This is a genomic window from Roseibium sp., assembly GCF_039982295.1.
Taxonomy (GTDB): Bacteria; Pseudomonadota; Alphaproteobacteria; order Rhizobiales; family Stappiaceae; genus Roseibium.
The window spans coordinates 13,828-27,837 of the sequence record NZ_JBDWYP010000053.1 but is presented as its reverse complement, the minus strand read 5'-3'; the positions used below and the strand labels follow the sequence as shown (position 1 = coordinate 27,837).

Genomic DNA, 14,010 nt, shown 5'->3' with positions numbered 1-14,010 from the left:
TCATGCTTGGACTTAACAAAAAAGACACTTCGCTCTTCTTCCTCGTGCTTGCACTCGTGGTGTTTGCTCCGCTCCTGTTGAACCCGTTCCCGGAAGGCTCGGAGCTGGCGCAATTCAATGCAGGCTATCCGGATCTGATGCAGCGTTTCCTGATTTTCGGGATCTTCGCAGTCGGCTTCAACATTCTCTTCGGCCTCACGGGCTACCTCAGCTTTGGCCATGCGGCTTTCCTGGGTGTCGGTTCCTACGCCGGTGTCTGGATGATGAAGCTGCTGACCATGAATGTCATTCCGGCGATCTTCATGTCGGTGGTCTTTGCGGGTCTGTTCTCCCTGCTGGTCGGGTACATTTCCCTGCGGCGTTCAGGCATCTACTTCTCTATCCTGACCCTTGCCTTTGCGCAGATGTCGTTTTCGCTGGCCTATTCGGTCCTTACACCGATCACCAACGGGGAAACCGGCCTGCAACTGGCATTGAATGACCCACGTGTCCTCGGTGTTAGCCAGGTAGACGGTTCGATCCCGGCGGCCAACTTCTTCGGCATTGCAATGCGTGACAGTTTCGAACTGAGCATGGGAGGCTGGCTCTTCACGTTCAATGCCGGCTACTATCTGTGCGCGGTCGTAATGATGGTCGCGTTCTATATCGCAATTCGGATTTTCCGCTCGCCCTTCGGCATGATGCTGCGGGCCGTGAAATCCAACCAGCAGCGGATGAACTTCACCGGCTTGAACTCCAAGCCCTATACGCTGGCGGCCTTTGTCATCTCCGGAATGTACGCCGGGTTGGCTGGTGGGCTTATGGTGGCGATGGATCCGCTTGCAGGTGCCGAGCGCATGCAGTGGACGGCATCAGGTGAAGTGGTTCTGATGACGATCCTTGGTGGTGCGGGGACCTTGATCGGACCGGTGCTTGGCGCAGGCTTCATCAAGTACTGCGAGAACATCTTCTCCAAGATCAATGACAACATTCTCTATGACTGGTTCGCGGGCCTTCCCGAAGGCCTTGCCGACTTCCTGGTGTTCGTCATTCATCCCTTCATCGGCAAGGGCTGGCATTTGACCCTTGGCATCATGTTCATGCTGATCGTCATCTTCCTGCCGGGCGGCATCATGGAAGGCTTCGAGAGGATTGGCCGGCTGTTCAAGCGCAAGCCGTCCTCCGGCGAGAGCGTCAGTGCCAAAACGTCGACCACGCCAGCTGAATAAGGTGAACTGATATGGAAATCCTCAAAGTCGAGGGTGTGAACAAGTCGTTCGGCGGACTGCGTGCTCTCAACAATGTCAACTTCAAGGTGGAAGAAGGCACGGTTCACGCGATCATTGGACCGAACGGTGCTGGCAAGTCGACCTTTCTCAACTGCATGATCGGCCGTCTGGTCCCTGACACCGGAACCGTGATGTTCGGGGACGTCTCCCTGACCGGGATGAAGCCCCACCAGATCAACCAGGTGGGTGTCTCGCGCGTCTTTCAGACGCCGGAAATCTTCGGCGACCTGACCCTGCTGGAAAACGTCATGATCCCCACGCTGGCGAAGCGCGACGGTGAGTTCGCTCTCCATGCCTTCGTCCGTGTCGATCAGGATACGGAAGTGCGCGACAAGGCCCTTCACATGCTCGAGGATGTCGGACTGGCTGAAAAGCGGGAGATGGTCGCCAACAGCTTGTCACGTGGTGACAAGCGGCGTCTTGAGCTGGCCATGTGCCTGTCACAGGACCCCAAACTTCTCCTGTTGGACGAACCCACAGCCGGCATGTCCAGAGCTGATACCAACAACACGATCGACCTTCTCAAGCGGATCGGCGATCGCGGGATCACCAAAGTCGTCATCGAACACGATATGCATGTTGTGTTTTCGCTTGCCCAGAAGGTGACTGTCCTGGCGCAGGGCACAATCATCGCCGAGGGCAAACCGGAAGACATCAAGGGCGACCCGCGCGTTCAGGAAGCCTATCTCGGAGGAGCGCATCTATGAGCGTTATCGACGATCAATTTGCCGGCAAGACTGCGCCGGGCATCAAGCCGGTCAAGCCGCAGGGCGGAGCTCCGGCATTCTTTTCCGCCTGGGACATGCACGCCTACTATGGCGAGAGCTACATTGTTCAAGGCGTCAACTTCGATGTTCGTGAGGGAGAGATCCTCGCACTTCTTGGCCGCAACGGCGCGGGCAAGACCTCGACCTTGCGGACGATTGCGCGCATGGACGATCCGCAGCTGACACATGGCGAGATCTGGCTCGATCACAAGCCGCTTCATGAAATGAAGAGCTTCGAAGCGGCAAGGGTCGGTGTCGGCCTCGTCCCGGAAGACCGGCGGATCATTCCCGGACTGACGGTGCAGGAGAACCTGGAACTCTCCCAGATTGCGGAGCCCAAGGGCTGGTCCATCGAGCGTATCTACGACCATTTCCCGCGCCTTGCCGAACGTCGCAATCAGGAAGGTACGACCATGTCTGGCGGCGAGCAACAGATGCTTGCCTTGGCGCGTGTTCTCGCCCGCGATATCAAACTGTTGTTGCTGGATGAGCCCTACGAGGGGTTGGCGCCGGTGATTGTTCAGGAAATCGAGCGCATTTTGGAGGGGGTCAAGGAGCTTGGCATCACCACCATTATCGTTGAGCAGAATGCCATCGCCGCGCTTCATCTGGCGGACCGGGCGGTGATTCTCGACATGGGCGAGGTTGTTTTTGACGGCGCCGCTCAGGAGGTGCTCGACAATGTGGAACTGAGGCACGAGTATCTGGCGATCTGATCGTCTGTGATTCCGTTGTTGCCAGTCATGAGCCGGCGTCGATCAGACGTCGGCTTTTTTGTGCCAATCAAACCATCCGCTTGAGGACACCCCATGCTGCTGCTTTCGCAGGAAGAAACCCGGAAGGCCCTGCCATTCACTGCGCTGGTTGATGCGCTTGATGCCATGTTCAAGAGCGGTTGTGAAATGCCTGTCCGTCACCACCACGACATGGTGGTTCCGGGGGAGCCCGATGCGACGATGTTGTTGATGCCTGCCTGGGTGCCCGGGGCGTTCGCCGGTGTGAAGATCGTCAATGTGATGCCGGGGAATTCCGATCGAGGGCTGCCTGCGATCTCTGCGGAATACCTTCTGTCAGATGCGCGAACCGGTGAAATGCTCGCCATGATCAATGGCGGTGAATTGACCGCCCGCCGCACGGCCGCCGCGTCCGCGCTCGCGGCTCGCTATCTCGCCCGCAAAAATGCGAGCCACCTTGTCGTGGCCGGGACGGGAAGGGTTGCCTTGAATCTGGTGGGCGCACATCTGGGGGTTCGGCCGATCACGCATGTGACGTTCTGGGGCCGCAGTCTGGACAAGGCGCAAGCACTTGCAGCTGAAGCAGCTGCGCTTTACGGGATCGCAGTTGAGGCCACTTCAGACCTCGAACAAGCCGTGCGCAAGGCTGACATTGTCAGTGCTGCGACCCTGTCGAGCGACCCGTTGATCCTTGGTGAATGGTTGCAGCCAGGAACGCATGTCGACCTTGTTGGTGCGTTCAAGCCCTCCATGCGGGAGAGCGACGATGATGTGGTGCGTCGAGCTGCTGTCTTTGTCGATACGCGTGAGGGCTGCACCAAGGAGGGGGGAGACATTTCCCAGCCGTTGGCGTCCGGTGTCCTGGCCCCCTCAGGCATCAAGGCCGATCTCTATGAACTTGCGCGGGGGCAACATAAGGGCCGTGCAGAAGACGATGAGATCACGCTGTTCAAGTCTGTCGGGGCGGCGCTTGAAGATCTCGCGGGTGCGATGCTTGCCTACCAGACCGCGACGTCTGAAACCGCCTGCTGATGCTGGTTAGCTGAAGGAACATCCGCCATGGGCAGGTGTGCAGCGTCAAGATGGACGCTGCCTGGTCAGGATCCGAGGAGGCTGGCGGTTAGCCCAGTTCGAACGTGGTGATGCCGAACGTTCTCTCGATCGGCAGGGCGGGCGCTTGCCCCTTGTACATTCTGGCGGTTTCGAACACAGGGGACAACTCGTGGCGCTCTGCCAGCTCGAGGGCGGCCTTGTTGGGCTCGGGCGTGTCCAGATAAACTGTCTGTCCCTTCGCCTGTCCTGCCAGCGCGCGAAACAATGTGTCTGCAATGTCAGGGGTGTCGGCAAATAGCGGGCCTACCTTGAAGCCATCATCGCATTGACGGATGACACCGTAGCCCTTGACGCTGCCTTCGTCGACGAAAGCAAAGCCGCGTCGGCTCGGCACCATGGGTGCGCACCAGAGCTTCAGGAAACCGGTTCGATCGCCGCCCGAAAAATCTTGGTCATAGTCGCGGATTGAGGGAAAGATCCCCTGGCCGAGTGGAGAGAGGCGGGGATCCATCGGCGTGTCCGCCATGGAGATGCCGCTCTGTCGGATGTTGCGATGGGCCAGATCAAAGCCGGACGTGCGGTAATTGTCCTGTTGATCGACCACGCCATCAAGCCCAATTGTCCGGTTCCCGAGATAGGCGATCGCGTGTTTCCAGATGGCGATGCCATAGCCCTTGCCGCGGTGTTCCGGGCGGCAGATGTAAAAGCCGATGAAGCCGTAGTCGTCGCCGTAGCGGACACCGGAGATGCAGGCTACCGGTTCGCCTTCGTTCCACGCCATAAAAAGACCGGCGGGATCGGCCGTTCGAAAAGGGTCCAGATCATCCAGACCGGGGTTCCAGCCTTCCTCCGCTGCCCAAGACAGGGCGCGCTCCAGATCGGCTTCGCTCATGACCCGGATATCGAGCGCGGTATCGATCATCAAATGGCTCCTGGAAATTAAAAGGGCGTGAGAACCACACCTGTCCATTGATAGGCGTGCTGCAACGCTCAGGTCAATTGAGGAAACACGTCAGATCGCCTCGATATCAATCAAGGGTAGAACCGATTACCTGAAAGGAGAGGGGAGAGTGGTACGCCCAAGGGGAATCGAACCCCTGTTTTCGCCGTGAAAGGGCGACGTCCTAACCGCTAGACGATGGGCGCACAAACAACGCAGTCGCGTCGTGGGAAGGCTTATAGGCAGATTTTTCGGTCGCTGCAAGTGACATTTGGTACAAAATGCACAGGCCCGGAATTTCGGGCCTGTGCCGATTTAACGACAGGGCAAAGCTATGCCGTCTTACCACTCGCCAGTGTTGGGCATGGAGGCCCAAGGTTCGGCCTTTTCAAGCGATTCACCCTTCTGCAACAGCTCGAAGGAGATACCGTCCGGCGACCGCACAAACGCCATTCGGCCATCGCGCGGTGGGCGGTTGATGGTCACGCCATTGTTCTGAAGATGGGCGCAGAATTCGTAGATGTTGTCGACTTCATAGGCCAGGTGACCGAAGTTGCGGCCGCCACTGTATTCTTCGGGATCCCAGTTGTAGGTGAGTTCCAGAAGTGGCGCGCTCACAGCCTTTCCGCTTTCAACGTCTTCGGACCCGGCCAGGAAGATCAGCGTGAACCGCCCTCCTTCGTTTTCAATGCGGCGGGTTTCAATCATACCCATCTTGTTGCAGTAGAAATCGAGCGAAGCGTCGACGTCGGTGACGCGGACCATGGTGTGCAAATAGCGCATGGACTGTTCCCAGTTGATTTGGCGTGGTTGAAATCTGAAGGATAGGATCGCCACTATGACAGAAATAACAGAACTTTCCACCGCCCGGTCCACGTTGGCCGATCTGTTGAACGGAGAAACCAACCGGCTGGTGGTGCTGACGGGCGCCGGTATCTCGACCGAATCCGGGGTACCCGATTTTCGCTCGCCCGGCGGTATGTGGTCCACAATGGAACCGATTCAATATGGAGATTTTGTCTCAGACGCCGATCAACGGGCTGAGGACTGGCGGCGGCGCTTTGAAATGAAGCGGATCTTTGATGAAGCGTCGCCGAATGCGGCCCATAAAGCTTTGGCTGGCTTGGCGCAATCGGGCCGCCTGTCCCTGTTGATCACGCAAAATGTGGATGGGCTGCATCAGCGCAGCGGTGTTCCGGAAGTGCTCCTGGTTGAGCTTCATGGCAACAGCACCTATGCGACCTGTCTTGAATGCGGAGCGCCCGCAGACCTTGAACCGCAGAAGAATATTGTCGATGCTGATGAGACACCGCTTTGCACGGAATGCGGCGGGCTCCTGAAGGCCGCCGTGGTCAGTTTTGGACAGGCCATGCCGGCAGAGGCAATGGAAGAGGCGGCCCAAGCGGCCCGCAAGTCAGACCTTTTTCTGGTTGTCGGTTCTTCGCTTCTTGTTCACCCGGCGGCACAGCTTCCGGTCCTTGCTGCTCATGCAGGCGCGAAGCTGTGTATTTTGAACAGGGATGAAACGCCGCTCGATGCACTTGCCGATGTTTTGATCCGAACACCAATTGCCGAGACTTTCGAAGGTCTTATCTGATATTGCGTGGCCGCCTGTGGAAATCGGCTGTGGTTAGTTGGACAATTTCTCTTCTCGCTTTGGGGCAGGGTGTTATCCTTTCGTTAGGAATCAACCGCTCGCTGAGTCGCTTTTGGAGCGCTGGCGGGTTGAAAGATGCGGACCAGACACGGGGCAATAGGCTATGGGGGGCAAAATCTTTACGGATCCCCGCGCGATCGATGCGGCAGAGGATGTTGCCGTTGACGTTATCGAGGTTGCGGGCTCTATAAAGTGGTTCGATGTTGCCAAAGGATATGGCTTCATTGTCCCGGACAGTGGTGAGGGAGACATCCTCCTTCACGTGACTTGCCTGAGAAGAGACGGTTATCAGACCGCCTACGAGGGAGCGCGGGTCGTCTGTGAAGTTCTCGACAGGCCGCGCGGCCTGCAGGCATTCAGAATTCTCTCGATGGATGAAACGACAGCGCTCCATCCCTCTCAGCTGCCTCCCTCCAGAACGCATGTTCAGGTGGTGCCTGAGGGCGGGTTTGAGGCTGCGACCGTGAAGTGGTTCAACCGCGTCAAGGGATTCGGGTTTCTCACCCAGGGCGAGGAAACCGAAGACATCTTCATTCACATGGAGACCTTGCGTCGTTTCGGAATCACCGAACTCCGCCCGGGGCAAGAAGTTCTTGTTCGCTTCGGAATGGGCCCGAAAGGCCGCATGGCGGCCGAGATCAGGCCATCAGGCACGAGCGGTGTTCATATTCCCTCGTCTCACTAGGGCGCGTTTCAACGCAGGCGTTATTGGACCGAACGAGCGTCCAGATTCTAAGGTCGGATTTGTCCGGCCTTTTTCTTTGGCCACTCGGATACTCTGGGTCAACGGGGCATCAATGCGTGGAGAAAATACATGCCGAACGTTCGAATGACTCCGGGTCTTCTCATTGGCACCCTGGGTGCTGGGCTTCTCGTTTGTCTCTTGTCATTCTTTTCGAGTGCGGGATCAAACGCCCAGAGCACCGTCGATCTACCGGTCCAGGACCTGAAGGTGATCAGTGGCGCGGAGAGCCATGCCTTCCGCGTCGAGGTTGCCAACACAGACGTCCAAAGGGCACAGGGACTGATGCACAGGGAGCAGATGGATGCCGATCATGGCATGTTGTTTGTCTTTGATGCTGCGGGAGCGCGCTATTTCTGGATGAAAGATACGCCGCTGTCGCTCGATATCATTTTTGCGGCCGCCGACGGCAGGATCATTCGGATCGCCGAACGGACGACGCCTTTCTCAGAAAAAATTATTCCTTCGCGCGGAAATGCACGTTTCGTGCTCGAGCTTGTCGGTGGGACGAGTGAAAAGCTAAAGATATCAACAGGTGATCGTTTGGTCTCGCCAGCGATTTTCCCGGAGGAATAGGCGCTTTTGGAGCATGTAAGGCTGCTGGATGGGATCCGATCGTGGAATCATGTCGCTCTTCTTTGAAATGGCATCTTGAACTCGCCAGCAAATTCAGTATACCGGGCTTCAGATGTTTCATCGACCCGTCGGGGCATAGCGCAGCCTGGTAGCGCATCTGGTTTGGGACCAGAGGGTCGCAAGTTCGAATCTTGCTGCCCCGACCACTTCTCTCTCTGAACATTGGAAATTGACAAGGTCGGGCGACCGGTTTGGTTCGCCGCGATATGTGTCACATTGTTTCTGCTTGTCGTTGTGCCTGGCAGTGCTTTCTTGCCGAATTTCCTGTTTCCATTCCGTCGTTGAAGAAAATTCGCCGAAATACACTTTATCATGCAAGTTTTACGCGAATTTTCCCGGAATTAATGTGGCAATGTATGCGAAATCGCTCTGTGCTGATTTTGAAAGCGCGAAATACCCAGCGTCATTCATCTATTTCGTTGAAGCATATCGCATTTTGACAATTACGGCTTTTCTAGTGGCGCGAAGTTGAGCAACATGGCTGTCTGTGTTGCAGTATGAGTTGCGTGGGGTAGTCTGGGGCAGATGTACGTTGATCAGATGGGCGATGAGACGCTGGAAGTCACTCAGGCCGTTGGGCTGCTTCAGGACAAGATCAGGTCTGCAGGGCTGCGCCTGAAGGAAAGCACGGACTTTTCCCTGTTCGAAGATACCATCCGAGCGACCGATGATCGCTATCTGATGGAAGATTTTTCGAGCAAGTTCTTTGACTTGCATGGGACCAGCGCGTTCTGGATCGGGGCTTGGGACAGGCAAGGCGAACCGGTTTCAGTTCAGGCGGCCAAGATTGAAGACCTGCGTGACCGGAGCTTGGGCCAACACTGGCAGCAGCAGCAGCGCAGAATGTTCGTTGATCCGACACCCGAAGCGGAGCTGGGCGAAGATCATGCCCATGACGCGTTTTTCATGCGGGGGCGGATCGTCTATCACGGCAACCTGTGGCTTCGAAAGGATGCCAGGGGGCAGGGGCTCGCAGAAGCGCTCACCCAGCTCGGGTTTTTGATTTCCCTGCTGAAGTGGTCGCCGGACTATCTCTACGGTCTGATGGCGTCGCGCAATGCGATGAAGGGGTTTGGCCTTCGCGTCGGCTATCGCAGGTTTGCGCCGCGTGGAACCCATTGGATAACGCCGCCCGAGCACATCCGGGCAGACGACTGGCTGGTCTATTCCAAGCGCAATGACCTGATCACGCTTGCGCGGACTATAGCTGCTGAAGGTCCTGGATAACGCCAAAGTAAGCGCAGAAACGCCGATCAGACTTCGGCGAGGGGCGAAGTGCGATGATCAACCGCTCAAAGGCAATATCCACGACCTTGTCTTCCATGTGGATGGAAGTGCGAGCATAGCCGTAGTAGGGGCGTTCTTCCAGGGCTGCGCGATAGGCGGCTGCCGAAGCTTCCTCGAGATCAGGGTCCGGTGTGCGAAGCTCCTGGCCCTGTTGCATCGCCCAATCTTCGCCAAAGAGGTGGCGCTGGCTCGAACGTCGCCCGACATAGAAGATTGGCGGCGGACCGTTGCCTTCGAGCTTGTCTGAGCAAAGGCTCAGATAAGGCATGTGTTCGCGCAGCTTCTCCGAAACGAGTCCGGAAGAAGACATCATACTTTCATAGAAAGCGGAGAGTTGCGGGTCAGCGAGACCTTTTTCAATCGCTTCTGTGCCCAACTCTGTGAATACTGTCCTGTCCTTGGTCAGCAACGCGAGAAACACCCCTGTTCGTTAGGTCGCCATTCACTTCGTAAACGCCTTCAGCAGGAGAGAAATGATACAGCAGAACTCTTCCCGCGTCTCTGAACTTAACTCACGAACGTTAGCAACCTGATAATCCAGCATCAGGATCATATCCCACATATCGGTAAGATTGTGTTTATCTATCTCGGCCTTCAGTTTTACGACGTTATCGGCGCGGGGCTTCAGCTGGCTGGGGACATGGATCTCGCTGATTATGAAGGGCGGTGTCTGCATGTTTTCTTGTCTTCTTCGCATTGCCCGTAACGGGCGTCCCGAGTTTTGCGTCCGGTGAGCAGAAGCTCAGGAGCACCCGATTGATCAGCCTACTGTTCAAATGTCTTGAGAGCTACAAATCGCATGGTCTATTCAGGGTTGTATATATCGACTTGTAAAAACCTGCCGAGCTGGTTAACGGACGATTTCGATTGTTGGCTTTGAGTGGTTGAATGCGATCGGCTGTTGACTTCGCCTCAAAAGCCGGGAAAAAGCTGTGATAGACTTTGGCAGTGCCGATGCGTCGGCGCCTTTGCCTTTTGAACGCGGGGAACGAGCAGCATGGTTGCGCGTATCTACAGACCGGCCAAAACGGCCATGCAGTCCGGGAAAGCAAAGACCCAGCGCTGGGTTCTGGATTACGAGCCGGAGGTTCCGCGCACCGTCGAGCCTCTGATGGGTTACACATCGTCGTCTGACATGAAACAGCAGATCAAGCTGTATTTCGAGAGCAAGGATGATGCGGTCGCCTACGCCCGGCGGAACGGAATTGCGCATCGGGTGGAAGAGCCGCGCGAGCGTGTCATCCGCGGCGCGTCCTACTCGGACAATTTCAAGTTCGACCGGTTGGCGCCCTGGACCCACTGATGGGTTGGTATTTCAAACCGTAACGTGCCCCTCTCAGGATCGTCAAAACAGAACAAGTTAGGTCTTCCAAGGCTTGATTGTACGTTGTAAGTGAACGCAATACGGCCCCGTAGCTCAGCTGGATAGAGCACTCGCCTTCTAAGCGAATGGTCACAGGTTCGAATCCTGTCGGGGTCACCACTTTTAAGCTAGTAAGCTGTTATATAACGGCAAATCAGGATATTCCCCGCACTTTTGGGCCTAGGTGCGGGGAGTTTGTTCTAGCTTCGGTCCAAAAGACCGCCTGTTTCCAGGCCCATTTTTTTCCGGTCAGCCCTCTTTGTGTAGAGGCTCGCCATATCGTCGCTGGTCCAGCCAAAGACGGCTTTTAGTTGGGATACTGTTGCGCCGCGTTCGGCGGCGAGAACAGCACCAGCCTTACGAAGACCGTGCGCTCGACCTGGTACGCCGGCTTCAACACATCGATCCCGAAACCAATTCCCGAAGCTTGCAGGGCTGGAGAAGGGTTTACCCCTTGATGTGAGCAGAAGCGTCATGTCTCCGGCTTCCGATGCGTCAATTGATTTCTGCAGCGGCGGAACAATCGGCAGGTAAACCCACTCATCATTTTTGCTCGCCTTGAAATGGATCTGCCCATTTTTGATGTGTTGCCTGCCGATCATGCTTGCGTCCTGCCTGCGAAGTCCGGTGTAAGTCATGATATCCAAGGCGAGGCGGGCCATTGTTCCAAGCGGGTGACGGTTTTCGAACTGCTCGATTTCCTCCGGCGTCCATGTGTGGAATCCATCTGTTTTTGAGATCAGCTTTTTCACGTCTTTGGTTGGGTCCATGTCGATCAGCCCGGAATCAACTCCCCAAGCGAACGCAGCCTTCATGGTCTTCAGGAAGTTGTTCGCAGCCTCCGGAGTCTTGGCTCGCCGTTCTCGGCCTTTGCGCACCACCTTTGGCGTGATGTCGGAAAGCGGGGATGTCCCTGCGTTCGAAACAATTCCTTTGATGATATATGCCCTGGCGCGACGCGTCCCTACCGCCAAGTCTGCGAATTTGGCACTCTGCTGATAAACATCGAAAAGCCAGCCAAGCGTTTCTTTCTTGTACCGACTTTTCGGCTTGGTCTTGATGACCCGACCTTCCATTGCGGCGTTATAGGCCTGCATGAAATCTGACGACGGGTCAGTGCTGTACTTGTCCGGGAGCCGAACACGTGGGCCTTTGCCAACGCGAAAGAACCACTTCACGCGGCCATGGCGAGATCTTTCGCGTGACAAGTTTGGAAGGCGGGGGCGCGGCATGGAACGCATTAAAGTTCGGGCTCTTGTCTGTTTTCAAGTTCATTTTTCTGACTGGTCAAAACCCTGATGGTCCCTTCGCGGGTAATCTCCACGCCATCCACAGGCAAGCCGGCGTCGACAACGGCTCTAAGGGCGCGCTTTACATCTACTTGCTTGAAGTTGGCCTGGGTGTTCATGTTAGCCCCTCGGATTGAGGCCGATATGGCCAAGTCGGTTTTCAAGTTCTTCGCGGGCCTTGTCCTGGCCCCATGGCCGAATGGTTCTTGGGAAAGGTTTTGTGTTCGCCCAAATCGTCGGCGCAACTGTTGCCTGCATCAGGTCGCGGGCCTCTGTCGCCTGCAGCTTTCGCGACAGGTGGTTGAGGGCAGCTCTTTCTTCTGCGTAGGCGCCGGTACTCTCATCTGCTTCCGGAATGCCTGCGGCACGGAAAATGGCATCGTCCAGTTCATCGCGAGCCAATTCTCTTGCCTCGGCAAGGTCTGTCGGATGCGCCGCGTAGGCCTGTAAGGTTGCTTCGGCCGACCAGGTCAGCTCCCCGAGAAAGGCCTTATGGAAATTCTTGACCAGCGCCGCTGGCTTTAGGTCCGTATCAGCGTGGTCGTACATCAGGCAGCAATGCTGAGCGACGGTATAGGTCACGCCATAGGTCGCACCGCCGAACCGGGGCAATTTGACCAGGTTCTCGATGAGGTCCGGCCAGTGGATTTCCTCAGGCATGGGATGTGTCAGGTTGACGAGCCGTCCGGAGGCCATGGCGAAGAATATGTCAGGCCGACGCGTGTCCGTCGTCTGGAAATGGGCAGTCATTGGCGTTCCTATCAGATCGACTTGATGGTTCGGCATGCGGTTAGCTCCCGGCCATGCCCAGAGCGTGGAGGTAAAGGTCCAGGACGGCTCCTTCCTCGTCGCGCTCATGTGGCTGCTTCTTGCGCAGAGAGACGACCTTGCGGAGGATCTTGACGTCGTAGCCGTTGGCCTTTGCCTCCGCATAAACGTCCTTTATGTCATCCGAGATGACCTTTTTCTCTTCCTCGAGCCGCTCGATACGCTCCACGAAAGCACGGAGTTGGTCGCCTGCGACGCCACCTTGATCTGTCATTTGGGTGTCTCTTCCTTTGGTTTCTGGGTCTCCGGGCGGAATTCCCCGTATCCGGTCTTCTGTGCCTGGTGATTGGGCCTTGCACAATTCTGGTCTGCCGGTTGCTGGGCGATGATCTCAGTGCTCGCGAATGGATCTCCAAAGAGAGTCAGAGCCGCCTCATGGGCCTCGCGTTCCGTGTATCCGGCGACCTCAAAGTCCAGCGCAGCGGACTGATATCCGTGCATGTTGTTTTGAGTGCGCACGGTGAACATCTGCAGCGTCGGGAAAGGCAGCTTTATTCTGATTTGATCCGCGATTTCACGGACGGCGCGTGCCTCTGCATCAAGGCAGGCGCTGGAGAGGCTGGCGGCTACTTTAGACATTTCATCCAGAATGCCGGTCACGACATGCCCTCCGGATAAAGAAGAAAGAGACCGTGACCAAACGCAATGGCGAAGGTCACGGCCAAGGTTGCCCTTTCTGCGACTGTCGGCAGTGCTGACGGCACGCAGGGCTCGGGCTCGGGGAGGTTCGCGGATTTTTTAGTTTCAACGGGAGGGAAGTCACCGAAGGTGCGCCGACCATAGCGGTGAGAGTTTCGAGCCTTGCCCTTTGCTAGCGTGAGAAGCGCCAATGTGACCGTCGGTGCGACAAGACAGATAACAAGCGCTGCAATTCTCACATGGTCGAGGAAACCGCCTTGGCCGAAGGTGAAGAGGTCTGACATGGATCTGCTTCCTCAAACCTCGTCAGCTGAGCTGTAAGTGCAGCGATGGCTTCTGGTGAGCCGTAGACTATGTGCGGCGAGTTCGTTAATGGCAGGGACGCAAGCTCCATGGCCGAAACTGGCCGGTGTGTTCCGTCCGGATCCTGAACGATCATCCTGCGCAAGGGGCTTTTGATCCCCTCGTAGAATTCGACTTGTGCTGCAAGGCTTTCCAGGCATTTGCCGACTACATCGGCCACGGCAGAAACACGTGGATGGCCAAGCGCGTCGAGCGATTGCTTGAGTAAAGTCATGGCCCGGCGGGCATTGCCGGTTGATGCTGTCATAAAAGTTCCTCCTGACTATCTGCGGGCCTGACTCTAACAGGCGCGTTTGAAAGACGGGAGATGTCGAGCGGCGCGTCTCTTGTACGATCGTGATATTGCCGAACATGATTTTCCTGACATTGCTAATATCGCAATTAGCATGCATTAATCGCATGATTGGTCAAGCCAAAATAGCATTTAATCAAGTGGTCGCCGAT

Annotated in this window: 20 protein-coding genes and 3 tRNA genes; 11 read left to right on the top strand and 12 right to left on the bottom strand. The window is 56.4% G+C overall.

All coding sequences use genetic code 11. From position 1 onward, the window contains the following. Window positions 1-2 precede the first annotated feature (2 nt). The 4 genes from ABJZ52_RS11180 to ABJZ52_RS11165 all read left to right on the top strand — a co-directional run bounded on the left by ABJZ52_RS11180 (window position 3) and on the right by ABJZ52_RS11165 (window position 3,801). Window positions 3-1,208, top strand: coding sequence for a branched-chain amino acid ABC transporter permease (locus ABJZ52_RS11180; protein WP_348188950.1), 1,206 nt, complete (start codon window positions 3-5; stop codon window positions 1,206-1,208). Window positions 1,209-1,219: 11 nt separating this feature from the next. Continuing rightward, entirely contained in the window at window positions 1,220-1,975 is a 756-nt protein-coding gene (locus ABJZ52_RS11175) for an ABC transporter ATP-binding protein (RefSeq protein ID WP_153768816.1), read from the top strand. After that, the gene (locus tag ABJZ52_RS11170) at window positions 1,972-2,751 is read left to right on the top strand and encodes an ABC transporter ATP-binding protein (protein WP_348188952.1); all 780 of its coding nucleotides are present in this window, start codon (window positions 1,972-1,974) and stop codon (window positions 2,749-2,751) included. The genes ABJZ52_RS11175 and ABJZ52_RS11170 overlap by 4 nt, the downstream gene beginning before the upstream one ends. Window positions 2,752-2,844: 93 nt before the next feature. Continuing rightward, window positions 2,845-3,801, top strand: coding sequence for an ornithine cyclodeaminase family protein (locus ABJZ52_RS11165; protein WP_348188954.1), 957 nt, complete (start codon window positions 2,845-2,847; stop codon window positions 3,799-3,801). A gap of 88 nt (window positions 3,802-3,889) precedes the next feature. On the opposite strand, the gene ABJZ52_RS11160 is transcribed toward ABJZ52_RS11165, so the two are convergent. The 3 genes from ABJZ52_RS11160 to ABJZ52_RS11150 form a co-directional block, all read right to left on the bottom strand. Continuing rightward, a complete protein-coding gene (locus ABJZ52_RS11160) occupies window positions 3,890-4,744 on the bottom strand; it encodes a GNAT family N-acetyltransferase (RefSeq protein WP_348188956.1) in 855 nt (284 codons plus the stop codon). A 149-nt stretch (window positions 4,745-4,893) separates the two neighbouring features. Next, window positions 4,894-4,968, bottom strand: a tRNA-Glu gene (locus tag ABJZ52_RS11155). 136 nt (window positions 4,969-5,104) lie between these two features. Continuing rightward, a complete protein-coding gene (locus ABJZ52_RS11150) occupies window positions 5,105-5,545 on the bottom strand; it encodes a VOC family protein (protein ID WP_348188958.1) in 441 nt (146 codons plus the stop codon). 55 nt (window positions 5,546-5,600) lie between these two features. On the opposite strand from ABJZ52_RS11150, the gene ABJZ52_RS11145 reads away from it, so the two are divergent. From ABJZ52_RS11145 to ABJZ52_RS11125, 5 genes are all read left to right on the top strand, one after another. Continuing rightward, window positions 5,601-6,359, top strand: a complete 759-nt coding sequence (locus tag ABJZ52_RS11145; RefSeq protein WP_348188960.1) for a Sir2 family NAD-dependent protein deacetylase — start codon at window positions 5,601-5,603, stop codon at window positions 6,357-6,359. A 163-nt stretch (window positions 6,360-6,522) separates the two neighbouring features. Next, window positions 6,523-7,104 (top strand): cold-shock protein, encoded by a 582-nt coding sequence (locus ABJZ52_RS11140; protein WP_348187791.1) that lies wholly within the window; start codon window positions 6,523-6,525, stop codon window positions 7,102-7,104. Between the two features lie 129 nt (window positions 7,105-7,233). After that, window positions 7,234-7,737: a DUF192 domain-containing protein gene (locus ABJZ52_RS11135; RefSeq protein ID WP_348187789.1), complete on the top strand. Its 504-nt coding sequence runs from the start codon at window positions 7,234-7,236 to the stop codon at window positions 7,735-7,737. Window positions 7,738-7,866: 129 nt separating this feature from the next. Continuing rightward, a tRNA-Pro gene (locus ABJZ52_RS11130) sits at window positions 7,867-7,943 on the top strand. Window positions 7,944-8,322: 379 nt separating this feature from the next. Beyond that, complete coding sequence (locus ABJZ52_RS11125) at window positions 8,323-9,024, top strand: hypothetical protein (protein ID WP_348187786.1); 702 nt, start codon at window positions 8,323-8,325, stop codon at window positions 9,022-9,024. Here the strand turns inward: ABJZ52_RS11125 and ABJZ52_RS11120 are convergent. Together ABJZ52_RS11120 and ABJZ52_RS11115 are read right to left on the bottom strand one after the other, a co-directional pair. Further along, window positions 8,999-9,394, bottom strand: a complete 396-nt coding sequence (locus ABJZ52_RS11120; protein ID WP_348188963.1) for a hypothetical protein — start codon at window positions 9,392-9,394, stop codon at window positions 8,999-9,001. The genes ABJZ52_RS11125 and ABJZ52_RS11120 overlap by 26 nt on opposite strands. Window positions 9,395-9,526: 132 nt before the next feature. After that, window positions 9,527-9,760 carry a hypothetical protein gene (locus tag ABJZ52_RS11115; protein ID WP_348187780.1) on the bottom strand — a complete coding sequence of 78 codons (234 nt, stop codon included), beginning with the start codon at window positions 9,758-9,760 and terminating at the stop codon, window positions 9,527-9,529. A gap of 321 nt (window positions 9,761-10,081) precedes the next feature. Between ABJZ52_RS11115 and ABJZ52_RS11110 the strand changes: the two genes are divergently transcribed. Beyond that, the gene (locus ABJZ52_RS11110; protein ID WP_348187778.1) at window positions 10,082-10,387 is read left to right on the top strand and encodes an ETC complex I subunit; all 306 of its coding nucleotides are present in this window, start codon (window positions 10,082-10,084) and stop codon (window positions 10,385-10,387) included. A gap of 103 nt (window positions 10,388-10,490) precedes the next feature. Next, window positions 10,491-10,567: transfer RNA gene (locus ABJZ52_RS11105), tRNA-Arg, on the top strand. An 80-nt stretch (window positions 10,568-10,647) separates the two neighbouring features. Here the strand turns inward: ABJZ52_RS11105 and ABJZ52_RS11100 are convergent. The 7 genes from ABJZ52_RS11100 to ABJZ52_RS11070 form a co-directional block, all read right to left on the bottom strand. Beyond that, on the bottom strand, window positions 10,648-11,262 hold the full coding sequence (locus tag ABJZ52_RS11100) for a tyrosine-type recombinase/integrase (protein ID WP_348188965.1): 615 nt from the start codon (window positions 11,260-11,262) through the stop codon (window positions 10,648-10,650). A gap of 425 nt (window positions 11,263-11,687) precedes the next feature. After that, window positions 11,688-11,855, bottom strand: coding sequence for a hypothetical protein (locus ABJZ52_RS11095; RefSeq protein ID WP_213215333.1), 168 nt, complete (start codon window positions 11,853-11,855; stop codon window positions 11,688-11,690). Between the two features lies 1 nt (window position 11,856). After that, window positions 11,857-12,522, bottom strand: a complete 666-nt coding sequence (locus ABJZ52_RS11090; RefSeq protein ID WP_348187771.1) for a hypothetical protein — start codon at window positions 12,520-12,522, stop codon at window positions 11,857-11,859. Window positions 12,523-12,526: 4 nt separating this feature from the next. Further along, window positions 12,527-12,778: a DUF2312 domain-containing protein gene (locus ABJZ52_RS11085; RefSeq protein WP_348187768.1), complete on the bottom strand. Its 252-nt coding sequence runs from the start codon at window positions 12,776-12,778 to the stop codon at window positions 12,527-12,529. Beyond that, window positions 12,775-13,164 (bottom strand): hypothetical protein, encoded by a 390-nt coding sequence (locus ABJZ52_RS11080; RefSeq protein ID WP_348187766.1) that lies wholly within the window; start codon window positions 13,162-13,164, stop codon window positions 12,775-12,777. The genes ABJZ52_RS11085 and ABJZ52_RS11080 overlap by 4 nt, the downstream gene beginning before the upstream one ends. After that, window positions 13,161-13,487 carry a hypothetical protein gene (locus ABJZ52_RS11075; RefSeq protein WP_348188968.1) on the bottom strand — a complete coding sequence of 109 codons (327 nt, stop codon included), beginning with the start codon at window positions 13,485-13,487 and terminating at the stop codon, window positions 13,161-13,163. The genes ABJZ52_RS11080 and ABJZ52_RS11075 overlap by 4 nt, the downstream gene beginning before the upstream one ends. Next, window positions 13,439-13,813, bottom strand: coding sequence for a hypothetical protein (locus ABJZ52_RS11070; protein ID WP_348188970.1), 375 nt, complete (start codon window positions 13,811-13,813; stop codon window positions 13,439-13,441). The genes ABJZ52_RS11075 and ABJZ52_RS11070 overlap by 49 nt, the downstream gene beginning before the upstream one ends. Window positions 13,814-14,010 lie beyond the last annotated feature (197 nt).